The sequence below is a fragment of the Gemmatimonas sp. genome (assembly GCF_027531815.1).
Lineage (GTDB): Bacteria > Gemmatimonadota > Gemmatimonadetes > Gemmatimonadales > Gemmatimonadaceae > Gemmatimonas.
In genome coordinates this window covers 40,699-61,327 of the sequence record NZ_JAPZSK010000001.1, presented here as the reverse complement: position 1 = coordinate 61,327, position 20,629 = coordinate 40,699, and the positions used below count along the sequence as shown (strand labels likewise).

Genomic DNA, 20,629 nt, shown 5'->3' with positions numbered 1-20,629 from the left:
CGAGGATCAGGGGGCGCGCACCGGAACTCGCACCACGAGCGAGTCGCCAGCGGCAAAGCGCAACGTGAGCGGCACGGTATCGCCCACGGCGAGCGCTCGCGTGAGCTGCAGCAGCATGACGTGGACGCCGCCGGGCAGCATGACGAGGGAGTCGCGCGGCGCAATGGGAACGGCGGCGCGGGCCATCATGTGGGCCATGCCGTCGTGCTGCATTGACTCGTGCACTTCGGCGGCCGCGGCTGCCGTGCTGGTTACCGCCACGAGTGCCGTGGCCACGGAGTCGGCGTTGACGATGGTGAAGTACGCGCCGCCGGTGGCGCCGGAATCGGCCGGCCGTGCCCAGGCGGCCGACACGACGCGGCCCGTGCGCGGCGTGTCGCCGCTGGCGGCCTCGCCACCGGCGCACCCCACGCACACCGGCAGCACGGCCGCGATGGCCACGTGCACGGTCTTGCGCACGGCCTTGCGCGCGACCTGGTGAAGGCGACGATGGATCATCACAGCAATCGATCCAGGTCGGCCGCGAGTGCCTCCCAGCGGGTTCCGAAGGGGTAGAGCGCCACGAGGGCACCGCGCTCATCGAGCAGGAACTGCTGCGACGAGTGACTGACCAGGTAGCCGCTTGCGGGCGTGCCCGCCTCGCGCGCCGCGGCCACGCCGAACAGTTCCAGCACGCGCGCCGTGGTGGGGGCGTCGCCGGAGAGCCCCACGAAGCTGCTGTCGAACTGCCGTGCATAGCGCAGCGCCACGGCCGGCGTATCGCGTTCGGGATCGACGGTCACGAACACGAAGCGCACGCGTGCCGCGGTGGGCCCGAGCTGCGCCTTGACGCGCTTCCAGTCGGCGAGCGTGGTGGGGCACACGTCGGGACAGTGCGTGTACCCGAAGAACACCACCGTGGCGCCGCCGGGGGTGCCCCCAAGCGTGTACGCGGTGCTGTCGGGGAGCGTGAACGCCACCGGAGTCATCGCCCGGGGCGGATCCACGGCCACACCCTCGAAGCGGCCGCGGGAATCACAGGAGACGAGCAGCAGCCCCGCGGCGATGCCTGCGATCAGGCCGCGCACTTGTCACACAGCCCGTACAGCACCACCTCATGCGACTCGAGGTGGAACCCCTGCGGCGTGAGATCCCGCAGGTCACCCGGGCACCCGTGAATCTCGAACACGCGGGTGCACTGCCGGCAGCGGAAATGATGATGATGGGCCGAGCCGGCGCGCTCGTAGCGCGGCGGCTCGCCCGGCAGCTCCACCGGCACCAGCCAGCCGCTATCCACGAGGGAGTTGATGGTGCGATAGACCGTGGCGATGCCCAGCTTCGAGACGTGGCTCCGCCCGTACTCGAGGACCTCGGTGGGGCCAAGGGGCCGGGGAATCTCCTCGAACACCAGTCGGATGGCATCGCGCTGCCGCGTATTGCGTTCCATGGCGTCAAATATGGCATGGTGCACTGGCCCGGGGCATCCGGCCGCCGCGATGGTGGCGCCCAGAGTGGCGGGCATGGGAGCGCCCCGATTGATTTGCCGCATGCCCGACCCGACCCCACACCCTGCGCCCACCGGGGCGCCACCGGTTTCCCGCCCCGCGTGGGGGCGCTGGCTGCTCGTGAGCGGCGCCGCCATTGTGGCGGCCCACCTGCTCGACGAAGTCGCCTGGCGCATGGTACGGGTACCGGGGGTGTACGAGAAGGACTGGGGGCGCCTGCTGCGCAGCATGGGGTTTCTCCCCACCTGGCTGCTGCTGGCGCTCGCGTGGTGGCTGCAACAGGAAGAACCGCGGGCGCGCAGGACCGGCACCACGCTCCTCGTGCTTGGCCCGCTGCTGGGCGGTCTCGCGGCCGAGCTGCTCAAGCTGCTGGTGCGACGGCTGCGCCCGGACCCGGAGCTGTTCGGCTACGCCTTTCGCGCCTATGCCGATGGGCCGTGGTCGAACCGCGGCATGGGGATGCCCAGCTCCCACACCCTGGTGGCCTTCGCCGGCGCCTTTGCGCTGGCCCGACTGTTCCCGCGCGCGCGATGGGTGTTCTACCTCCTCGCGGCGGGGTGCGGGCTGTCGCGCGTCATGGCCACCGCACACTACCTGAGCGACACCGTCGTGGCGGCGTGCGTGGCGTGGGGGGTGGTGGCGGCCGTTGAAGGGCGCATGCGGTCGACAGTCCCGGCAACTCAACACCCATGACTCGAACTCACGGCTCACGACTCGAGTTGTGAGTCGTGAGTTGGAGTTCTGAGTTTCGAGTTGCGCGATGCGACTCGCAGTGCGCGCGCCCAGCGCTCCCACTCAACACCCATGACTCGAACTCACGGCTCACCACGCGAGTTGTGAGTCGTGAGTTGGAGTTTTGAGTTCCGAGTTGCGCAACGCGAGTCGCGCGGGGCGGACCGAGTACCGCTACTGCCGCCATGACTCCCAGTGCGCGCGCAGGTCGGCCGAGCGGTCGAACCGCTTGCGCTTGTGCCGCGGCAACTCGGCGAGGGTCTGCAGCCGATACTGCTGCCCGAGCACCGACGGGGCCCACGCCTCGTAGCGGGCAAAGAGCTCCGCAACCGCGGCAATCCCGTGGTGCACCCGCTCCTGCTCGGCGCTGGTCCGTGCCGAGTGTCCACGGGGGAGCTGACCCAGCTGGTGCAGGGGAAGCGCCAGCGGCCGGTCCGTGAGGCGGGCACTGCTGGCGTGGCGAGGCAGCAGGACACCGCCGGCCGGGCGATACGCCTGGCCATTGGACGAATCGGGAAAGGCCGACGCGGGGTGCCCCGGCTCGTCGTTCCTCGAGCCGCGGTCCCCAGTGTCAATGAGCGCTGAGAAATGGACCGGCCCGCAATACGCCCCGAAGCCCCAGCACACCACGGCCTCGCACGGCGCCTCGGCATTGAGCGCGTACACGTAGCAGCTCGTCCCCCCCGGAGCTGGCGAGCGCCAACGCACGAAGCCGAACCGCTGCAGCGCGTTGCCGTCGGCGTGCCGGATATCGTGCCCGAGAAACCAGAACTGCTGGTCGAGCAGCACGGGGAAGCGCAGCGGTCGGGGAGGGGCTTGCGCGGGCATTTAGTGATACTAGGATCTCAATACTGTGTAGTCAACACCTCTGCGGGAGATCCCATGGCCAAGAGCGGCCGCGTGAACGTCAAGCTGCGCTCCACCGAGAGCCACCACATGTACGTCACCACCAAGAATCCGCGCACGACGCCGCAACGGCTCGAGCAACGCAAGTACGATCCATTCGTGAAGAAGCACGTGCTCTACCGGGAGTCCAAGTGAGCGCGCCCGCCGTGCCGACCAGCGACCGCCGGTTGCCGGTTACCGTGCTCTCGGGGTTCCTGGGTGCCGGCAAGACCACGCTGCTCAATCACGTGCTCGCCAATCGCGAAGGCCTGCGCGTGGCGGTGATCGTGAACGACATGAGCGAGGTGAACATCGACGCGCAGCTGGTGCGCGGCGGCGATGCGGCGCTCTCGCGTACGCAGGAAACGCTGGTGGAAATGACCAACGGGTGTATCTGCTGCACGCTGCGCGACGATCTGCTGCAGGAGGTTGCGCGGCTCGCCGCCGAAGGGCGCTTCGACTATCTGCTCATCGAAAGCACCGGGATTGGCGAACCGTTGCCGGTTGCCGCCACCTTCACCTTCGAAACTGAAGACGGGGTATCACTCGCGCAGGTGGCCCGGCTCGACACCATGGTCACCGTCGTCGACGCGTACCGCTTTCTCGCCGACCTCGGATCGCTCGACGATCTCAAGGCGCGCCAGCTCGCGCTCGGCGACGACGACGAACGCACCATTCCCGATCTGCTCATCGACCAGGTGGAGTTCGCCAATGTCCTCGTCATCAACAAGGCCGATCTGGTGGGCGACGACGAACTGGGGCGGCTGGTGGCCATTGTGCGCCACCTCAATCCGGAGGCCGAGCTGGTGACGGCGACGCGGGGCGTGGTGCCGCCCTCCGCCCTGCTTGGCCGGGGACTCTTTGATTTCGCGCAGGCCGAGGCGGCACCGGGGTGGCAGAAGGAGCTCGCCGGGGAGCATGTCCCCGAGACCGAGGAATACGGCATTTCGAGCTTCGTGTATCGCGCGCGGCGTCCGTTTCATCCGCAGCGGCTGTGGGAACAGGTGGATCGTGGCCTCCCCGGGGTGCTGCGCGCCAAGGGGTTCTTCTGGATTGCCACCCGCCCCGACCTGGTGGGCAGCTGGGCGCAGGCGGGCCAACTGCTCGAGGTGAACCCGGCGGGCTACTGGTACGCGGCCAGCCCGGCTGAGACCTGGGAGGTGGACGACGAGGAGCGCGCGATCATCGAAGGCCACTGGGACCCCGAGGTGGGGGACCGACGTCAGGAGATCGCCATCATCGGGCAGCAGCTCGACCAGGCGGCATTGACCGCCGCGCTCGACGCGTGTCTCGTGACGCCGGAAGAGTTTGCCGCCGGTCCGGCGCTGTGGTCGGCGTTCGCCGATCCCTTCCCGGAGTGGGCCGAGGCAGAGGGGGATGACGACGGCGTCGCCTGAGGATCCGCAATACCGCCTTCGCCGCACGCATCGGCCGCGCTACTCTTGAGTATGTCCGGCATGACATTGCTTCTCGCCACCCTGGCGGCGCTCGCCCTCGGTCCGGTGGTGGCCCAACTCGCGCGCCGGCAGGCCGCGTTGCTCACCTTCGTGGATGGCTTCGTGCTCATCTGCATTGGCGGGCTGGTGCTCCTCGATGTCGTGCCGCACGCCATCGAGCATGGCGATCTGCTGGCGCTGGTGTGCATCGCGGCCGGTTTCGTGCTGCCGGGGCTCGCCGAGCGACTGCTCACCTTCGGTGTGCGACAGACACACCTGATCGTGACGGTGCTCGCGATGGTGGGGATCGCCATGCACTCGCTGCTCGATGGCAGCGCACTGGCGCAGAGCATGGGTGGCGGCAGTCTGCTGGGCTACGGGGTGCTGCTGCATCAGCTGCCGGTCAGCCTCATGGTGTGGTGGGTGTTGAGCGATCGGCATCCGGTGGTCCCGTGGACGGTGCTGCTGTTCATGGGCGTCGCGATCGTGGTGGGCTACCAGACGGAGGCGGCGCTGTTCGCCGCCTTGCCGGAGCGCGCCGGGCAACTCTTCGAGGCGCTGGTGGGAGGGTCGCTGCTGCATGTGATCGCCCATCCGGCGCACGACCATGATCCCGCGCACGAGCACGAGCCCGGGCACCCGCATCTGCATGGTACGGAGGCGACCGGGCACGCGCATGCGCACACACATGCGCACGATCACGCTCAAGATCACGCGCATGCATCTGGTCACGTGCACGATCACCCTTCGCCATGGGTCCGCTGGGCGAACGGGCTGGGGGCCCTGAGCGGCGCGGCGATGCTGGGGCTGCTGCTCCTGTTGCGCCGCGATGCCCTGGAACTCTCCACCTTCACTGCCATCCGTGACGCGTTCTGGGCGCTCTGTCTCGACAGCGCGCCAGCCGTCCTGCTGGCCTATATCACCGCGGGCTTCGTGTACGCCTATCTCCCCACCGGCGGGCTGGCGTGGATGAGCAAGGGATCACGGGTACGGCAGGGGCTTGCCGGAATGGCTGTGGGATTGCCGCTGCCGATCTGTTCGTGCGGCGTGGTGCCGCTGTATCAGCAGCTGGTGCAGCGGGGCGCTTCGACCACGGCGGCCGTGGCGTTTCTCATTGCCACGCCGGAGTTGGGGATCGACGCCATTCTGCTGTCCGTGCCGCTGCTGGGCACCCAGTACACCGTCATTCGTGTCGCGGCGGCGGCGCTGGCCGCCCTGACCGTTGCCCTTCTGGTGGGGGCCCTCGTTCCGCGCAAGCGCGCATCGCTCCCGCTCCTGGGCGACGCCGGTAGTGCAAACACGACCACCCGCGACAAGCTGGCGCAGGCCGCGCAGTCGGGGCTCGCCGACATGGTCGACCATACGGCGCCGTGGATTCTGGCGGGCATCGTGGTAGCGGCGTTCGCCACGCCCCTGCTGGAAGGATCGTGGCTCACGCAGCTGCCCACGGGCGTCGATGTGCTTGTCTTCGCTGCGGTGGGGATGCCGCTCTACATCTGCGCGTCCGCGTCGACACCGCTGGTAGCGGTGCTCGTGGCGGCCGGCGTGAGCCCCGGCGCCGGCCTGGCGCTGTTGCTCACCGGTCCCGCCACCAACATCGCCACGCTGGGCATTCTCACGCGCCTGCACGGACGTCGCTTCGCCTGGCTCTTCTCGAGCGCCATGGTGGGTGTGGCGGTCGCCCTCGGTCTGCTGGTGAACCTGCTGTGGCCCACCCTGACCGCGTCGCAGCCGGCCCTCGTTGGCGAAGAGCAGGGCACGTGGTGGCAACTCACCGCCGTGGCGCTCGTGGCGGTGCTGTACGCGGCTTCCGTACTGCGTCGCGGCGCGCGCGGGTTCCTCGGTGAGCTGCGCTTCGAGCTGTCGCCCACGTAAGCCACGTACGACACCCCGCCCGGCGCTAAACGCGAGCGGGGCGTGCGGGTCATCAGGGCACAACCACGCCGCGATCGCGGACGATGGTGCGCCCGGTCTGCGCACTGTCGGAGAGCAGTTGCACGCTCACCCGTTCGACATTGGGAAACGCGCGGCTGATGGCAAAGCCGATCGGACGCCCTGCCACCGGCCGCGCGCACTGCACCTGCCAGCGCGCATACACCTCGGCATGCGTACCGCGCCCCTGGAGCACCCCTACGGAGTCTGCGACCACGCGACAGCCCAGCGCCGCGTCGAACTTCACCAACGTCGCCCCGCCGGTACGCAGCTGCGTCAGGGCCGCGTTCTGGCGGGTCCGCTCGGCCGCCGTGCGTGGCGCCCGTTCAAAGCCGTACATGTCGTCCGCCGGCGCGCGCAGTTCGATGCGCCCCGTTGCCCCTTCGAGACCGATCAGCAGCGTCGCCTGTCCGTGCGTGTGCTGGGCGTTGGCAACGTGTACGCCAAGCGCGCCAACGAGCAACGCGGAAGCGAGGCACACACGATTCGATATCCGGTTCATCGCGACATATCCTCGTACTTCGAAAACTTCTCGGCCTCGATGCGATACCCCGCCACACCGTAGGGGGACGTGTAGTTCTCGACGCGCAGTGTCCCGATCACCCACACCGGATCGAAGAGGGCGAGCGTCGCCATGCTGCGCAGGGTGGCGTACACGATCTGGTTTGGCGGCGGCGGCGGCAGATGCACGCAGGCGCCGAAGTACGGCACGAGCAGGAACTCCTTGGCCCGGTCCTGCAGGTCGTCGAGCGGCACGATGAAGCCCGGCACGCGAACGCGCTTGCCATCGAGCGCCTTGAGCGTGTCGCTCATCTTGCCGGAGCGGTAATCGAGCCCGCGGAGCAGCTTCCAGTCTACGGTGACGACCCCCTGTTCGGAGATCGTCCCGGCACCAGGCAGCGCATCGGGAATCGGCCGCGGCCGCACGCCACCGCACATGGCGGCGACGAGCAGCATGAGTCCCCAGGAAGCGAGCTGTCGTGGACGCACGGCGGCACAGGATGATGTGGTTATGATAGAAGCTTCTCAATAATGACTCGCCCCGCGGCGATCGTCCATCCCCCTCGGTGTGTCTGGTAGCTTCCCCTCATGATCCCGCTCGTGCTCATGGCCGGCTTCCTTGGCGCCGGCAAGACCCGGTTTCTCTCGGAGCTCGTGCCGCAGCTGGCGGCGCGGGGCACGCGGGTGCGCATCATCCTCAACGACTTTCAGAACGCCCGCGTCGACGCCGCGCGGCTGGGGGCGCTCGAGGCGCTCGTCACGCCGCTCAACGGCGAGTGCGTGTGCTGCGGCTCCCTGCGGGAGCTGCTGCAGACCTTGTACGACGTGCCGCCCGATCCCGGCAGCGTGATGATCATCGAAGCGAACGGTGCCACGGAAACCGACGAACTGCTGGGCCACCTCACCACCGACACGCGGCTCGCGCACTTCACTCTGCCGCTGCAACTCACCGTGGTGGACGCGGCGCGGTGGCAGAAGCGCTGGTGGCACAATGCGCTCGAACGCGCGCAGGTGAACACCGCCACGCACCTGCTGCTCAACTGGACGCACAAGCTGGATGCCGCGCGGCGTGTGGCGGTGCAGGGCGCGGTGCGCACGGAGAACCCACGCGCCCCCTTCGTGGAGACCGCATCGTTCGCCGAGTGGCTGCACGCCCTGGCCGCGCACGTCCAGCACGATGCGCAGCAGGTGGGACGTGGCACGGGGCTGCAGGCCGCGGCGCCGCGGTCACGCGCCGAACGGGCGCCGCATGAACATCCCTTCGGCAGTATCGCGCTGCCCCTGCCGTCGCTGGTGTCGCGCCGCGCCTTCGAACAGTTCGTGGCCGATCTCCCCGAGCAGGTGGTACGAGCCAAGGGGCTCGTGCGCTTTGCCGACGAGCCTGGGCCCATGTACGTATGGAACCGACTCCCCGGGAGTTCGCGGGTACGTCTCGATGCGTCGTGGCCACACGCCGACGCGATGCCCACGGCGCTGTTCATCGGCGTGGCGCTGCCGATCGACGCGCTTACCGACGCGATAACGCGGCTCGGCGACATGGCGCCGCCAGCCTGAGCGAGTCGGCGAGCGCTGCGGGGGCGAAACCGCCGACGCCGCCCCCGAGGACCAGCCGCCAGGCATAGTGGCAACGAGCGGTCTCGGTGAGCACACCGCCGGCGCTTCCTGGTGTGCGCAGCACGAGATACGGCAGGTCGTGGTACTGGCGGAGTGCGGCAAGCTGTCGGCGAATGGCGCGCGCCTGGCCGCGTGCCGTGAGGACGCCGAAGTCACTGTCCGTGGCGATCTCGTTCTCTCGCGTGAGGCCACCAATGGGTTGCCCGTTGGCATGAGCCTGCGCCGTGGCGCTGGCGACCACGTCGAACGCCTGACGTTCCGCGTCATCCCAGTTCACGAAGTACCAGAGGTCGGGGGCGAGGAGTTCGTCGAGCAGACGCAGATGCGCCACCACCTCCGGACCGGAGCCGTACGAGAGCGCGTCGAGCGCCACATCGAAGCGCACGTCGGGCTGTGCGCGCGCCACCAGCTCCCGGGCGCGCTGCCATACGGTGAGATGGCGCGGCGTGGGCCGCTCGCCGGCAGCAAAGCGGAAGAGCGACGAGACGTGCGTGGGGGCGAGCATGACAAGCGCCATGATGACGGAATCGGTCGCGGCCGAATCGTGCAGCCACTGGCCGTCACGATAGACCGTGCTGACCACCGATCGCCCGAACACGGGGCCAAGCCGTTCACCGCGCACTTCTCCGGGAACGTGCACGTGCCGGTGCGCTCCGCGTGCGGCGGCGGTACGAGGGGCGGGCACGCCGGTGTCGGGTGGCATGGCCATGGACCAGCGTCCATTGCATGCGCCGGCCACCGCGAAGGTGCCCAGCAGGAAAACTCTTGCCGAAACGCGCATCAGCGATAATGATAAGGCTCTATCAGCATAGCAATGCCGCCGATTCTTTCGGGTCGGTCGGCTCACCAACGCCGGTCGCGCCATGCATTCCACGGATCTCGCGGTATCGGCCTCTGCCACCACATTGGCGGCCACGCCCGCTGTTCCCCGCCTCGCTGCCCGTGGCCTCACCAAGCGCTACGGCGATGTGGTGGCGCTCAACGCCCTCGACCTCACCATCAACGCGGGCGAGGTCTACTGCCTGTTGGGGGCCAACGGGGCCGGGAAGAGCACGACCATCAATCTCTTCCTCAACTTCGTCGCGCCTTCCGCGGGGACAGCGGAAGTGTGCGGCATCGACGTCACGCGCGACCCGCTGCAGGCCAAGCGACACCTCGCGTACATCCCGGAAACGGTGATGCTCTACAAGCAGCTCACGGCGCTCGAGAATCTCGACTACTTCGCCGGGCTTGCCGCAGCGGCGCCGTTGCCGACGGAGGAGCTCATCGCGCACCTGCGCGACGTGGGGCTTCGCGACGAACAGATCAAGCAGCGCGTGGGCGGATTCTCCAAGGGGATGCGACAGAAGGTGGGCATTGCCATTGCCGTCGCGCGCCAGGCCGACGTGCTGCTGCTCGACGAACCCACCTCGGGGCTCGATCCCAAGGCGTCCAACGAATTCTCCGAACTCATCGGGAAGCTTCGGGAGCGCGGCGCGGCGGTGCTCATGGCCACCCACGATCTCTTTCGCGCCAAGGAGTCAGGGACGCGCGTGGGCATCATGAAGCGTGGCACGCTCGTGGCCGAACTGGCGACCGCCGACATCGGACATACCGATCTCGAACAGCTGTATCTCACCCACATGCACGACTGAGGGGCCACCCATGATTGCGCATATCGCCCGCAAGGAACGCATGGAGATGTGGCGCGACGGTCGTTTCCGCGTGGCCGCCGTGGCCCTGCTGCTGCTGCTCGCGGTGGCGTTGCTCACCGGGCTCACCACCTCGCGCGGCACCGCACGCGACCATGAGGCCGCGCAGGAAGCCATGCGCGGGTTCTGGGTCAACCAGGGCGCCAAGAATCCGCACTCGGCGGCGCACTACGGCCTCTGGGTGTTCAAGCCGTCGCTGCCGCTGTCGTTCGTCGATCACGGCGTCGATGCATACACCGGCGTGACGACATGGCTCGAGGCGCACAAGCAGAACGAGTTCACGCGCCGGCCGGCAATGGACCGCCCCAACGTGGCCCGCTTCGGCGAATGGACCGCCGCCGCGGTGCTGCAGCTGCTGGTGCCGCTGCTCATCGTGATGCTGGCGTTTCCGGCCTTCGCGGGTGAGCGGGAAACCGGCACGCTGCGGCAGTTGGCGGCCATTGGCGTACCCATGCGCACCCTCATGCTGGGCAAGGCGGCCGGCATCGCCTCGGCGCTCGCGGTCGTGCTGGTACCGGCCACGCTGCTTGGCGTGGCCACGCTCTGGCTTGGCGCCGGCGGCGGGCGCGGAGCCGATGACCTGGTGCGGTTCGCGCTCCTCATGCTGACGTATCTGGCGTATTTCGCCGTGCTGCTGGCGCTGGCCCTGGTGGTTTCCGCACGCGCCCGTAACGTGCGTGTGGCGCTGGTGCTGCTGCTGGGCTTCTGGACGATGAATTCGCTCGTGGCCCCGCGGGCAGTGGCCGATCTCGCGCGGCAGCTGCACCCCACGACGTCGGCGGTGGCGTTCCAGGCGGCGATGCAGCGCGATATCGAGCAGGGACTCGACGGTCACAACCCCGCCGATGCGCGGCGCAAGGCGGTCGAGGCGCAGGCGCTGCGTGAGTACCGGGCGGTGTCGCTGGAGGCGCTCCCGGTGAACTTCGATGCCATTGCCATGCAGGCCTCGGAAGAATACGCCAACACGGTGTTCGACCGGCACTTCGGCGATCTGTACGATCGCTACCGCGCGCAAAATACGCTCACGCAGTGGATGGGGCTCGTGTCCCCGTTGCTGGCGGTGCGCTCGCTCTCCATGGGGCTCGCCGGGACGGACGTGGAACAGCACCGGCACTTTGCCGTGCAGGCCGAGCTCTATCGTCGCGGGCTCATTCGCTGGACCAACAATTACTTCCGCGACAACACGCTCACCGGCGAATGGGACTGGAAGGCGCCGCCCGAGCTGTGGGCCAAGTATCCCCCGTTCGAATACGATGCGCCGCCGGTGCGTCAGTCGGTCGCGACACAGGCGGCGGCGTTGCTCGTGCTGGCCGGGTGGCTGGTGCTGGCTCTCGCTCTGGTGTGGCGCGCCCCCGCCGCCCCGGTCGTCTGATGCGATGGCCCACCGTGTGGCGCAACGAATGGCGCCTGCTGCTGGCTGATCGTGCGCCGTGGGTGCTGGCGGTCCTGTTCACCGCCGTCGCGCTGTATGGCGCCTGGAACGGCCGACAGTGGAGCAGCTTCCAGCGAGCGGCGGTCGCCGATATCCGCCGTGCCGACAGCGAGCGTTTGGCCAAGCTCGATTCGTTGCTGCAGCGCGCCGAGGGGGACAGTACCGTGAGCGTGCCACCGGCGGGCGTACTCGGGGCGTCGGGGGCCACCACTCATGCCATTCTCGATGTGCCGCCTCTGGGGGGGCTGGCCGTGGGCGCGAGCGACCTGCACCCGTACTACGCGCGTGTCTCGGTGCGCAGCAAGGCCAGCTTCATGGCCACCGACGAAGTGGAGAATCCGCACAACCTGCTGGCGGGACGGTTCGACCTGGTGTTCGTGGTGGTGTGGGTGCTGCCGCTGCTGCTCATTGCCCTGACCTACAACACCATCACCGGTGAACGCGACCAGGGTACCATGGCGCTGTGGCGCGCGCAGCCGGTGCCGGCCAGTCGCGTGTTGCTGGCCAAGCTGGGGGTGCGCGCCGGGTTCGTGCTGGGCGTGGCGTGCGTGTTGCTCGGTCTCATGGCGTGGCTCGTGGGCGTGCCACTCGGTGACCCGGCAGTCCTGCTGCGCCTGCTGCTCTGGCTGGGGGTCGTGCTGCTGTACGCCGCCTTCTGGGTGGGGGTGATCGCGGTGGTCAACGCCACGGCCCGGTCGTCGGCGGCAAGTGCCGTCCTGCTGCTGGGGAGCTGGCTCGTGGTGGTGGTGGTCATTCCCGCGACCGTCAGCGCCGTGGTGTCGGCGGTGTATCCATCGCCATCGCGGGTGGCGCTCACCACGGCACTGCGCGCCGCCAGCGACGAGGCCGCCGCGCAGGGCGATACCGCCGTGAACCAGTTCCTCGCCGATCACCCCGAGATGCTGCAGACCGGGGTACTGGCGGCGAGCAATGCGTGGGGACGCACGCTGGCGCAACAGGAGCGGGCCAACGACGCCATGCGCCCCGTGTACGCCGCGTTCGACTCGGCGTTGGCCGCGCAGCATCGCGCCGCGGCGCTGGCCAGCATGGCGAGTCCCGCCGTGATGGCGCAGGAGCTGCTGCACGATCTCGCCGATCGTAGCCTGGCGCGATTCCGCCGGTTCGACGCCGCCATCGACCGCCACCACGAAGCGTGGCAGACCTTCTTCTTTCAGCGCGTGTTCGGCGAGCGCAAGGTGCGTCACGCCGAGCTCGCGTCGCTCCCCCGCTTTGCCTACGACGATAGATCGGTTGGCGAGGTGCTGGCGGGGCAGGGTGGCACCCTGCTGGCGCTGTTGTTGCCCACCGCGCTGCTATGGTGGGTGGGGTGGCGACGGCTGAAGCGGGTGGCGGTGCACGAGTAGCGCACGGCCACCTGCTGCCGTATCCGTCATCACCCCCGCGCCCGCGCCTTGGCGACGGCCGTGGCCGATGACACGATACCGGCGTACATGCCGGACAGCGCGTTGGTGATCTTTCGGCCTGCTCGCTTCGGCGAGCCAGCGCGGAACGGCGGGTCGGGGTCGTACTCGATGTTGAGCATCTCGGCCCGCGCGTAGTTCTCTCCGGCCAGGCGCGCCGTGAGCGTGAACGCCATGTCGAGCCCCGCCGTGACGCCCGCCGAGGTGATGCGGTTGCGATCTTCGACCACCCGCTCGTGCACCGGCGTGGCGCCCAGGAGGCGCAACACGTCGTGCGTGACCCAGTGCGTGGTGGCGCGGTAGCCATCGAGCAGGCCCGCCGCGCCCAGCACGAGTGAGCCGGTACATACGCTCGTGACCCAACGGGCCGACTCGGCCTGTGTGCGCAGGAACTGCAATGTGGGCGTGTGCTGCATGAGCCGCACGGTGCCGTCACCACCGCCGGGTACGAAGATCACATCGAGCCCCGTTGGACAACTGTCGTATGTCACATCGGGCGTAATGCTCACCCCGTTCCCTGCCGGCACCGGGGAGAGCGTCGGGGCGATGAGGTGGACCCGCGTGTTCAGCAGATCGTTGAACACCGTCTTCGGTCCAAGGAGGTCGAGCGGATACATCCCCGGGTACACCAGCATGCCGATGCGTCGCGGGGTTGCCGGAAGAATGAGCGCACGCTGTGCGGCATCGCCATCGGCCAGCTCGTCGATGAGGTGCACCATCGCATTCTCGTGTTGGGCCGCGGCAACCGCTGTGGCGGGGCGTGTGCGGCACGCGGACAGCGCACCGGTGGCGATCGCCGTGGCCGCCGCCAGGGTCTGCGTACTGAACGTCCGACGATTCATGCTGTACCTCCAGAGTGAAAGATCAGTCGACGGGCGTGCGCACTACGAGATCCCCACCCAGCGCGAAGCGCACGAGCGATTCGCTGCGCTGGCCGGCCGACACCGGGCGGAGGCCGAATACCCGAATGCGCTGCTGGTCGGTCGCAGAAAACGAGAGCAGTTGCCCCGGCGCCAGGATGATCCGGGTGGAGAGCGCATAGCCTTTGCGGTTGAGAACCAGCAGCGAGTCGGCGTTGCAATTCATGAGCAACTTGACCGTGTCGGTCTGCCGGGCGAAGGCCCCGTCCAGTCGACGACGCAGTGTGAACGACAGCCATGCGTCCTTGGTACCGGGAATACGCTCGAGGCGTGTGGCGAACGCCTCGGCCGACTGCGAGCGCGGAATCTCCGCCGCCGGTCGCTCCACCGCCGCATGCTTCGCGTGGTGAATGGCTTCCGGCATGGTGTCGTGCATGGTGGCATAGCCCGCCTGCCGGGGCGTTGCCGAAGATGCGCGCGTGGACCCGCGAGCTGCCTGGGGAGTGTCACGAGGAGCGGTATCGGGAGCGCACGCACTCCCGATACCACCACCAAGGAGCGCCACCCCGAGCACGAAGGCCGGGTGACGCGACCGCATTACTGCAGCGCCTCGAGGTCCTTCTGGGACATGGGCGCGGAGCGGCCAGCGGTGGCCGTGCGCACCTTCGCCACATCCTCGACAGTGACAGCCGAGGCCGTGTTGCCGAAGCTGCCGCGCACATAGGTGAGCACCGACGCGACTTCCTCGTCGGTCATCGGAGCCCCTGTGCCATAGGCCAGCATCATGCTGTTGTACTTGGTCCCCTTGACCGTGATTTCTCCCTGAAGACCATGCAGCAGGATGGCGATGGGGCGAGCGACTGGGCCGGTCACCCATTCCGAGCCGGCGAGCGGCGGGAATGCGCCCAGCACGCCGTCGCCGTTCTGCTGATGGCAGGTGACGCAGCGGGCGTAGATCTCCTGCCCCTTTTCCATGGAGACGTTGCCCGCGGCGGCGACCGGCGCCGCGGAATCGGTGGGAGCGGGCGTGGCTGCGGGCGCGGGGGCGGCGCTGTCGGCGGGGGGCGTATCGGCTGGCTTGTCGCCGCCGCACGCCGCGAGCGCGACAACGGCAGCAGCCATCGACGCGGTAGCGATAGAGAAACGCATGAGACGAATGGGAAGAAGTGAGTACCGCACAGGCCCCACCTGGGACCTGCTCCCCCCCACCCGGCGGGCCCGCCGGATGGGGGGACACACCAGGACTGGAGACCTTGGCTAGAGGGTTCCTGGCGTGTGCGCAGACTCCGGCCACGAGGCCACCTGCGGGATGCCGGCGCGCGGCAACGGCGCGGGCGACCTGCATGGGGCGTACGCGGGGCGTACGGAGTCGAATTGTCGGAAGGGCTCGCGGAGTCTCCTGCCGGTGCACGACATCGCACCAGAGCGGAGAGAGCGACGCGCCGCTACAGACGCGCGTGACCGCGGGAGTTCAGCGCGGGGCCAGGCCGCGCGGGGCACGCCCGTTCGTCCGGGCGGGCAACCCCGAACGTCAGGCGTTCAGGGCGGTGGGTGGTGCGGTGGCCGGCGGCCGGCGACGCGCGCCGTCGGCAAAGACCACGCGGGCGGCACCGACCAGCGGACGCTGGCGGGCCGCGGGCACATCGCGCGTGGCAATGGCCCGGATTTGCCCGTGCGGCATCACGGGAGCACAGCAGGGCGCGCCATGGCATCCGGCATCGTGATGCGACGAATGCTCGGAGGCGGGGGCACCATCGGGTGCAGATCCTTCGGCGTCGACCCGATGACACGGCGGGTCGTTCGCTGCGTGCGCCTGAGCAGCGTCGTCGGACGACGGTGCCCCGTGGATGCCGTGGGCGCCGTGATCGGCCTGTTGGCCGGCTGCCGTCGCCAAGGCCACTACGGGCTGCATCGGGTAGGGCGAATGCTGCATCGCCGCCGACGGCACGGCCGGCCGCATGCCCACCACGAGGTGGAGCATGAGGAACAGCGCGGCGGGCAGGCGGCGAAAATCACCCATGAAGTGATCCTAACCTCGGCGAGGGCCGGCGCAATCCCCATGCCCATCCATCGTCACGGTTCAGTGCGCCGCACCTGCCCGCGCAGCCACCGCGTCACGATGAACGCCCCCACGAGCACGACGAGCCCCGGCACGGCCCAGCCGACCAGCCCGAACCCCTCGGCCTTGGGCATCGACCGGATCTCGGCGCCGAAGTCGCGCTCGAGGTCGGCCTCGATCATCGTTCGCGTATCGCCCCGCTGTACTCGCGCGATGATGACGCGCCGCAGGCTATCCGCTTGGGGGCTGGGGCACACCTCAAGCGTGAGCCCCGGGCAATACGGGCTCATCGCGGTCGTGATGATGGTGCGTGCCACCGCTGGGGTTTCCGTACCGGAAACGAGAAGCGAATCCGTCTGCATGGTGTGAAATGTGGTAGGGTGACGGAAGCTGATGAACGGAGGGGGGCACTGACAACGTGGCGTTCGCACGCTCGGGGCCTGGGCAGCGCCAGCGCTGCGGCGGCGGACGGTGCCGAGCCCTTCGCGTCCCACAGCCCGGGTGGGCCATGATTTGACAGACAGGCGGGGATCGCCCTAGCGTTACGATATGCGGCGTGTATGCAGAGACTGGTCAGGGATGTTCCTGACACTGGTGTGGATGACAGCACGTCTGGTGCTGCCGCTTCAGCCGCAGTGCCCGCACCATGCGTCCGCCCAACTTGCGGAGCTGCACAGTGCCGCGGGGGAAGCGGTGCTGTCCGTGCCGACCACGGCGTCTCACGCGCATCACGCGGCGATGGCTGGGCCGCTCACGCCAGGCGCGCCGGCGGACGACGGACCCTCGCGTACCACCCCCTGCGACTGCGTCAGCGATTGCTGTGCGGCCACTGTGGTTGCCATGCCGGCGTCGGAGCCGCCAACGGCCGGCGTGCTGAATGTCGCGTTGGGTGGGGACGTGCCGCCGCGCCACGCTGCGGTGCGCCTCGATACACGCGCTACGCACCGTCACCCGCCGGCCACGGCGCCTCCGGGGTTCTCCGCGACCGCGTAACGTTGCTGCCCAGAGGGCGGCGACGACGCCTGCGCCGTCATCGCCAGCGGGGACCCGGGTCACCGGTGCCCCATCGGCGAGCGGCTGCTCACACCGCGCGCGTCCCGCGCGCTCCGATTCGCGGAGTGCGGAGGCGACGTGCCTCGCCCGGAGAATCATCATGTTGACTGTGCTTGCCGCGCTCGCCGCTGCCAGCGTGGCGCCCGCGCCGCTGTTCCCCGCCGTAGCCGATTCGCTTGTCCCGGTGACCATCCGCGTACAGGCGATGGTTGGCAGCGAACCGTTCGTGTGCGGACGTAGCTACAGCGGTATCGGCACCACCGGTGCCACCATTACGGCCAGCGAGTTCCGCTTCTACGTGCACAACGTGCGGTTGGTGAATGCGCGTGGTGATACGATAGCGGCTGCCATCCAGCCGCGGGCGCCATGGCAGGACCGTGATGTCGCGCTCGTGGATGTCGAGAACGGCACCGGCCCCTGCAGTGGTGGGACGCCCGAGATGCACCCGGAGATCACCGTGCTCGCGCCTGCCGGTAGCTATCGCGGCGTGGCGTTCACCCTCGGTGTGCCGTTTGCGCGCAACCACGGCGATCTCGCGGCGCAGCCTGCGCCGCTCTCGCTGTCGCGCCTCTTCTGGTCGTGGAACGGTGGCTACAAGTTCCTGCGTGTCGACCTGCGGGCTGCACAAGGCGATTCGGCTGCAACCGGCTGGGTCATTCATCTGGGCAGCACCGGGTGCACCGGCGAGGCGGGGGCCAAGTCCCCCACGTCGTGCGCGCAGCCCAACCGTGCCGATGTGGCACTGGCCGGCTTCGACCCGTCACGTGACGTAATCGTCGCCGACCTCGGCGCGCTGCTCGCACGCAGCGACGTGCGGCGCAACCAGCCGCAGACGGCACTGGGGTGCATGTCTGCCCCCGGCGACAGCGACTGCGGCGGGCTCTTCGCCTCGCTCGGGTTGGCACACCCTGCAGCGACCGGTGCCGACACGCCGCGCTTCTTCCGGGTGGCGCGCGCAAGCGCCACCGTGGGGCAGGGTGAGGCGCGCTGAGGTGCGTCGTCGCACGCTGTGGGGGGTAGCGGGCGGGCTGGGCCTGGTCTCGGTGGTGGTCGGCAGTCACTGGCCGGTCGTCACCGCGGCGGCACAGCCACCGAGCGCGGCGTTTCGCTGGCAGCTGCCACCAGGTTTCCCTGAACCGGTGGTGCCGGCGGACAACCCCATGAGCACCGCCAAGGTCGCGCTTGGTCGGCACCTGTTCTACGACACACGGCTGTCAGGCACCGGCACCTTCAGTTGCGCCAGTTGCCACGAGCAGGCGCGAGCGTTCGCGGATGCGTTGCCGCGGGCGGTGGGATCCACCGGCGAGGTGCATCCGCGCGGCAGCATGTCGCTGGCCAACGTGGCCTACAGTCCGGCGCTCACGTGGGCCAACCCGCTCATGACGTCGCTCGAAAAGCAGGCGTTGGTGCCCATGTTCGGCGAGGATCCGGTCGAGTTGGGGCTGTCGGGAGCGGAACAGGCGTTGCTCGAGCGGGTGCGAGGCGAGCCACGCTATCGCACGCTCTTCGCGGCGGCGTTCCCGGGGCAGCGTGAGCCCGTGTCGCTGGATCACATCGTGAAGGCCATCGCCAGCTTCCAGCGCACGCTCATCAGCGGCCGCTCGCCGTACGACGCATACAAGCAGGGGCAACGCTCGGCCATCAGCGCATCGGCACGCCGCGGCGAGGCGCTGTTCTTCAGCGAGAAGACCGAGTGCTTCCACTGTCACGGTGGCTTCAACTTCACGGGCACCGTGAACTACGTGGGCAAGGGGTTCGTGGAGGTGGAGTTCCACAACACCGGCCTGTACAACATCGATGGCCAGGGCGCCTATCCAGCGCCCAATACCGGCGTGCACGCCGTGTCGAACGACCCGCTGGACATGGGCAAGTTCAAGGCCCCGACGCTGCGGAACGTCGCGGTGACGGCGCCGTACATGCACGACGGCAGTGTGGCCACGCTCGAGGCGGCGATCGAGCACTACAACGCTGGCGGTCGCACGCTTCGTGGAGGGCCGCATGCGGGGGTGGGCGCCGACAGCCCGCTCAAGAGTGAGTTTCTCAAGCCCATGGAGCTCACCGCGCAGGAGAAGCGTGATCTCGTGGCCTTTCTTCGCAGTCTCACCGATAGCACGTTTCTGCGCGATCCGCGCTTCTCGAACCCATGGAGAGCCTCCAAATGATGCGTCCCCGTCTGCTGCTGCCCGCGCTCGTGCTGGCCGTTGTCACTCCTGCTCTGGTCAGTGCGGCGCGCCTGCCGCATCTCAAGTTGCGGGCGATCTTTCCCGGGAAGGACACGACGGTGACCACGTCCCCCGAGGCCGTGAAGCTGTGGTTGAGTGAACTCGCCGATCTGCCAGCCACGAAGGTGGCGGTCACCAACGCGACGGGCGCTGCCGTACCCACCGCCAAACTGACACGCGGTGCCACCAAGGACGAACCGGTGGTGGCGAAGTTCAGTACGCCGTTGACCGATGGCAAGTACACGATCACGTGGAAGGCCATGTCGAAGGATGGTCATGTCGTTGACGGCGTTTCCGCGTTCACCGTGAAGCTCGCGAAGTAGTGAATGAAGGGGTGACGTGGGCAGGAGCAGCGCGCCTGCTGCTGTACGTGGGCGCGCTGCTGGCCATGGGACGCGCCAGCGTGGCATTTCTCGATCCCGAGTGGAAGGCCGGCGCACGCAGCGTGCACGAATCGCGCGCCCCGCGCGTGCTGGCGTGGGGCGGGGCGGCCGCGCTGGTGACGGCGCCGCTGCTGCTGCTGGTGCTGCAATTGAGCGCGCTCGAGATGACCAGCGCCGACGTGCCCACGCTGCTCACCGACACCGGGTGGGGGCAGGGGTGGAGTCAATTGATGGGGGCGTGCGTTCTGGCCGGTGTGGCCCTGCTGCTGCCGGTGGGACGTACGACCTCGCTGCTGCTGCTCATGGCCTCGCTGGGCGTGGCGGCGGCAATGGGCGGGCTGGGGCACGCCGCCGCCGATGAGCGCTGGCCGCTGGGGGCGCGGCTGCTCGACGCCATGCATGTGGCGGCGATGGGCGCCTGGATTGGCGGTCTGGTGGTGACGCTGCTCATTACTCGCGTACCGGCCTTTGCCCTGCGCGACGCCGCGTGGCGCACCTTCAGCCGCACGGCCACGATCATGGCCCCGGTGACCGTACTCACCGGCGTGGGGAGTGGCGCGCGTCTCCTGCTGGGCACGCCCCCCGCCGCCATTCTTGCCAGCGACTACGGCCGTCTGCTCCTGCTCAAGTCGGCGCTGGTGCTCATCGTGCTGACCGTCGGGGCCCGTCAACGAAAGCGCATCACGCGGGGGGAAAATCCCGCCGTGCGCGCTGTGCGCGTCGAGTGTGCGGTTGCCGCCGTCGTGCTGTTGATTACGGCGGCGCTCACCGGCAGCGAGCCGCCCGCCGCCGACTGACGCCGCCTGACGCCGCCTGACGCCAGAGTCGCAGGTGTCAGGCAAACGGGGGATGCGCCGGCGGACGGTGGAGCACATCATGCAGCACGGTGTTGCCGTTGCATCTCACGTTCACGATGCGGGAGGT

Annotated in this window: 24 protein-coding genes; 12 read left to right on the top strand and 12 right to left on the bottom strand. The window is 68.9% G+C overall.

All coding sequences use genetic code 11. The features are described from left to right. Window positions 1-6: 6 nt before the first annotated feature. Genes O9271_RS00280 through O9271_RS00270 form a run of 3 tightly spaced genes read right to left on the bottom strand, consistent with a single transcriptional unit; the run spans window position 7 to window position 1,426 of the window. On the bottom strand, window positions 7-498 hold the full coding sequence (locus tag O9271_RS00280) for a copper chaperone PCu(A)C (protein WP_298265018.1): 492 nt from the start codon (window positions 496-498) through the stop codon (window positions 7-9). Further along, the gene (locus O9271_RS00275; protein ID WP_298265015.1) at window positions 498-1,067 is read right to left on the bottom strand and encodes an SCO family protein; all 570 of its coding nucleotides are present in this window, start codon (window positions 1,065-1,067) and stop codon (window positions 498-500) included. The genes O9271_RS00280 and O9271_RS00275 overlap by 1 nt, the downstream gene beginning before the upstream one ends. Next, window positions 1,055-1,426: a transcriptional repressor gene (locus tag O9271_RS00270; protein ID WP_291262815.1), complete on the bottom strand. Its 372-nt coding sequence runs from the start codon at window positions 1,424-1,426 to the stop codon at window positions 1,055-1,057. Before O9271_RS00270 ends, O9271_RS00275 begins: the two co-directional genes overlap by 13 nt. Before the next feature lie 100 nt (window positions 1,427-1,526). Between O9271_RS00270 and O9271_RS00265 the strand changes: the two genes are divergently transcribed. Next, window positions 1,527-2,177 (top strand): phosphatase PAP2 family protein, encoded by a 651-nt coding sequence (locus O9271_RS00265; RefSeq protein ID WP_298265010.1) that lies wholly within the window; start codon window positions 1,527-1,529, stop codon window positions 2,175-2,177. 213 nt (window positions 2,178-2,390) lie between these two features. On the opposite strand, the gene O9271_RS00260 is transcribed toward O9271_RS00265, so the two are convergent. Beyond that, entirely contained in the window at window positions 2,391-3,044 is a 654-nt protein-coding gene (locus O9271_RS00260; RefSeq protein WP_298265008.1) for a hypothetical protein, read from the bottom strand. 54 nt (window positions 3,045-3,098) lie between these two features. Here O9271_RS00260 and rpmG point away from each other — a divergent pair, with 54 nt between their 5' ends. Genes rpmG through O9271_RS00245 form a run of 3 tightly spaced genes read left to right on the top strand, consistent with a single transcriptional unit; the run spans window position 3,099 to window position 6,412 of the window. After that, window positions 3,099-3,257, top strand: a complete 159-nt coding sequence (gene rpmG / locus O9271_RS00255; protein WP_291268779.1) for a 50S ribosomal protein L33 — start codon at window positions 3,099-3,101, stop codon at window positions 3,255-3,257. Then, complete coding sequence (zigA, locus tag O9271_RS00250) at window positions 3,254-4,498, top strand: zinc metallochaperone GTPase ZigA (protein ID WP_298265006.1); 1,245 nt, start codon at window positions 3,254-3,256, stop codon at window positions 4,496-4,498. Before rpmG ends, zigA begins: the two co-directional genes overlap by 4 nt. 60 nt (window positions 4,499-4,558) lie before the next feature. Continuing rightward, window positions 4,559-6,412, top strand: a complete 1,854-nt coding sequence (locus O9271_RS00245) for a permease (protein ID WP_298265004.1) — start codon at window positions 4,559-4,561, stop codon at window positions 6,410-6,412. A gap of 52 nt (window positions 6,413-6,464) precedes the next feature. On the opposite strand, the gene O9271_RS00240 is transcribed toward O9271_RS00245, so the two are convergent. Together O9271_RS00240 and O9271_RS00235 are read right to left on the bottom strand one after the other, a co-directional pair. Then, window positions 6,465-6,950 (bottom strand): DUF2796 domain-containing protein, encoded by a 486-nt coding sequence (locus O9271_RS00240; protein WP_298265002.1) that lies wholly within the window; start codon window positions 6,948-6,950, stop codon window positions 6,465-6,467. 17 nt (window positions 6,951-6,967) lie between these two features. Next, window positions 6,968-7,459 (bottom strand): DUF3299 domain-containing protein, encoded by a 492-nt coding sequence (locus tag O9271_RS00235; protein ID WP_298264999.1) that lies wholly within the window; start codon window positions 7,457-7,459, stop codon window positions 6,968-6,970. A gap of 99 nt (window positions 7,460-7,558) precedes the next feature. Between O9271_RS00235 and O9271_RS00230 the strand changes: the two genes are divergently transcribed. Next, window positions 7,559-8,524, top strand: coding sequence for a GTP-binding protein (locus O9271_RS00230; RefSeq protein WP_298264997.1), 966 nt, complete (start codon window positions 7,559-7,561; stop codon window positions 8,522-8,524). Here the strand turns inward: O9271_RS00230 and O9271_RS00225 are convergent. Beyond that, entirely contained in the window at window positions 8,478-9,365 is an 888-nt protein-coding gene (locus O9271_RS00225) for a hypothetical protein (RefSeq protein ID WP_298264994.1), read from the bottom strand. The genes O9271_RS00230 and O9271_RS00225 overlap by 47 nt on opposite strands. A gap of 82 nt (window positions 9,366-9,447) precedes the next feature. Here O9271_RS00225 and O9271_RS00220 point away from each other — a divergent pair, with 82 nt between their 5' ends. The 3 genes from O9271_RS00220 to O9271_RS00210 are packed head-to-tail and all read left to right on the top strand — an operon-like array spanning window position 9,448 to window position 13,071. Then, window positions 9,448-10,218 carry an ABC transporter ATP-binding protein gene (locus tag O9271_RS00220; RefSeq protein WP_298264992.1) on the top strand — a complete coding sequence of 257 codons (771 nt, stop codon included), beginning with the start codon at window positions 9,448-9,450 and terminating at the stop codon, window positions 10,216-10,218. 10 nt (window positions 10,219-10,228) lie between these two features. Beyond that, complete coding sequence (locus O9271_RS00215) at window positions 10,229-11,647, top strand: DUF3526 domain-containing protein (RefSeq protein ID WP_298264990.1); 1,419 nt, start codon at window positions 10,229-10,231, stop codon at window positions 11,645-11,647. Further along, window positions 11,647-13,071 carry a DUF3526 domain-containing protein gene (locus tag O9271_RS00210; protein ID WP_298264986.1) on the top strand — a complete coding sequence of 475 codons (1,425 nt, stop codon included), beginning with the start codon at window positions 11,647-11,649 and terminating at the stop codon, window positions 13,069-13,071. Before O9271_RS00215 ends, O9271_RS00210 begins: the two co-directional genes overlap by 1 nt. Before the next feature lie 29 nt (window positions 13,072-13,100). On the opposite strand, the gene O9271_RS00205 is transcribed toward O9271_RS00210, so the two are convergent. From O9271_RS00205 to O9271_RS00185, 5 genes are all read right to left on the bottom strand, one after another. Further along, window positions 13,101-13,970, bottom strand: a complete 870-nt coding sequence (locus tag O9271_RS00205) for a DJ-1/PfpI family protein (RefSeq protein WP_298264983.1) — start codon at window positions 13,968-13,970, stop codon at window positions 13,101-13,103. Window positions 13,971-13,992: 22 nt separating this feature from the next. Continuing rightward, window positions 13,993-14,586 carry a hypothetical protein gene (locus O9271_RS00200; protein ID WP_298264981.1) on the bottom strand — a complete coding sequence of 198 codons (594 nt, stop codon included), beginning with the start codon at window positions 14,584-14,586 and terminating at the stop codon, window positions 13,993-13,995. After that, window positions 14,586-15,110, bottom strand: coding sequence for a cytochrome c (locus tag O9271_RS00195; protein ID WP_298264978.1), 525 nt, complete (start codon window positions 15,108-15,110; stop codon window positions 14,586-14,588). The genes O9271_RS00200 and O9271_RS00195 overlap by 1 nt, the downstream gene beginning before the upstream one ends. A 409-nt stretch (window positions 15,111-15,519) precedes the next feature. Further along, window positions 15,520-16,008, bottom strand: coding sequence for a hypothetical protein (locus O9271_RS00190; RefSeq protein ID WP_298264975.1), 489 nt, complete (start codon window positions 16,006-16,008; stop codon window positions 15,520-15,522). Window positions 16,009-16,061: 53 nt separating this feature from the next. Then, the gene (locus O9271_RS00185) at window positions 16,062-16,409 is read right to left on the bottom strand and encodes a cytochrome c-type biogenesis protein CcmH (protein ID WP_298264973.1); all 348 of its coding nucleotides are present in this window, start codon (window positions 16,407-16,409) and stop codon (window positions 16,062-16,064) included. Window positions 16,410-17,200: 791 nt separating this feature from the next. Here O9271_RS00185 and O9271_RS00180 point away from each other — a divergent pair. From O9271_RS00180 to O9271_RS00165, 4 genes are read left to right on the top strand one after another with little or no spacing between them, the layout of a single operon-like run. Next, window positions 17,201-18,091: an MbnP family copper-binding protein gene (locus O9271_RS00180; RefSeq protein WP_298264971.1), complete on the top strand. Its 891-nt coding sequence runs from the start codon at window positions 17,201-17,203 to the stop codon at window positions 18,089-18,091. Window position 18,092: 1 nt separating this feature from the next. After that, window positions 18,093-19,262 carry a methanobactin export MATE transporter MbnM gene (locus tag O9271_RS00175; protein ID WP_298264969.1) on the top strand — a complete coding sequence of 390 codons (1,170 nt, stop codon included), beginning with the start codon at window positions 18,093-18,095 and terminating at the stop codon, window positions 19,260-19,262. Next, window positions 19,259-19,645 (top strand): copper resistance CopC family protein, encoded by a 387-nt coding sequence (locus O9271_RS00170; RefSeq protein WP_298264967.1) that lies wholly within the window; start codon window positions 19,259-19,261, stop codon window positions 19,643-19,645. Before O9271_RS00175 ends, O9271_RS00170 begins: the two co-directional genes overlap by 4 nt. Window positions 19,646-19,656: 11 nt before the next feature. Continuing rightward, the gene (locus O9271_RS00165) at window positions 19,657-20,502 is read left to right on the top strand and encodes a CopD family protein (RefSeq protein ID WP_298264964.1); all 846 of its coding nucleotides are present in this window, start codon (window positions 19,657-19,659) and stop codon (window positions 20,500-20,502) included. The last annotated feature ends 127 nt before the right edge of the window (window positions 20,503-20,629 follow it).

Excerpts from the sequence above, each read along its gene's own strand:
- O9271_RS00265 (WP_298265010.1), top strand. The coding sequence starts at position 1,527 with ATGCCCGACCCGACCCCACACCCTGCGCCCACCGGGGCGCCACCGGTT.
- O9271_RS00270 (WP_291262815.1), bottom strand. The coding sequence starts at position 1,426 with ATGGAACGCAATACGCGGCAGCGCGATGCCATCCGACTGGTGTTCGAG.
- O9271_RS00210 (WP_298264986.1), top strand. The coding sequence starts at position 11,647 with ATGCGATGGCCCACCGTGTGGCGCAACGAATGGCGCCTGCTGCTGGCT.
- O9271_RS00185 (WP_298264973.1), bottom strand. The coding sequence starts at position 16,409 with ATGCAGACGGATTCGCTTCTCGTTTCCGGTACGGAAACCCCAGCGGTG.
- O9271_RS00220 (WP_298264992.1), top strand. The coding sequence starts at position 9,448 with ATGCATTCCACGGATCTCGCGGTATCGGCCTCTGCCACCACATTGGCG.
- O9271_RS00225 (WP_298264994.1), bottom strand. The coding sequence starts at position 9,365 with ATGCGCGTTTCGGCAAGAGTTTTCCTGCTGGGCACCTTCGCGGTGGCC.
- O9271_RS00200 (WP_298264981.1), bottom strand. The coding sequence starts at position 14,586 with ATGCGGTCGCGTCACCCGGCCTTCGTGCTCGGGGTGGCGCTCCTTGGT.
- O9271_RS00170 (WP_298264967.1), top strand. The coding sequence starts at position 19,259 with ATGATGCGTCCCCGTCTGCTGCTGCCCGCGCTCGTGCTGGCCGTTGTC.
- O9271_RS00215 (WP_298264990.1), top strand. The coding sequence starts at position 10,229 with ATGATTGCGCATATCGCCCGCAAGGAACGCATGGAGATGTGGCGCGAC.
- O9271_RS00280 (WP_298265018.1), bottom strand. The coding sequence starts at position 498 with ATGATCCATCGTCGCCTTCACCAGGTCGCGCGCAAGGCCGTGCGCAAG.
- O9271_RS00190 (WP_298264975.1), bottom strand. The coding sequence starts at position 16,008 with ATGGGTGATTTTCGCCGCCTGCCCGCCGCGCTGTTCCTCATGCTCCAC.
- rpmG (WP_291268779.1), top strand. The coding sequence starts at position 3,099 with ATGGCCAAGAGCGGCCGCGTGAACGTCAAGCTGCGCTCCACCGAGAGC.
- O9271_RS00245 (WP_298265004.1), top strand. The coding sequence starts at position 4,559 with ATGACATTGCTTCTCGCCACCCTGGCGGCGCTCGCCCTCGGTCCGGTG.
- O9271_RS00180 (WP_298264971.1), top strand. The coding sequence starts at position 17,201 with ATGTTGACTGTGCTTGCCGCGCTCGCCGCTGCCAGCGTGGCGCCCGCG.
- O9271_RS00195 (WP_298264978.1), bottom strand. The coding sequence starts at position 15,110 with ATGGCTGCTGCCGTTGTCGCGCTCGCGGCGTGCGGCGGCGACAAGCCA.
- O9271_RS00205 (WP_298264983.1), bottom strand. The coding sequence starts at position 13,970 with ATGAATCGTCGGACGTTCAGTACGCAGACCCTGGCGGCGGCCACGGCG.
- O9271_RS00260 (WP_298265008.1), bottom strand. The coding sequence starts at position 3,044 with ATGCCCGCGCAAGCCCCTCCCCGACCGCTGCGCTTCCCCGTGCTGCTC.
- O9271_RS00230 (WP_298264997.1), top strand. The coding sequence starts at position 7,559 with ATGATCCCGCTCGTGCTCATGGCCGGCTTCCTTGGCGCCGGCAAGACC.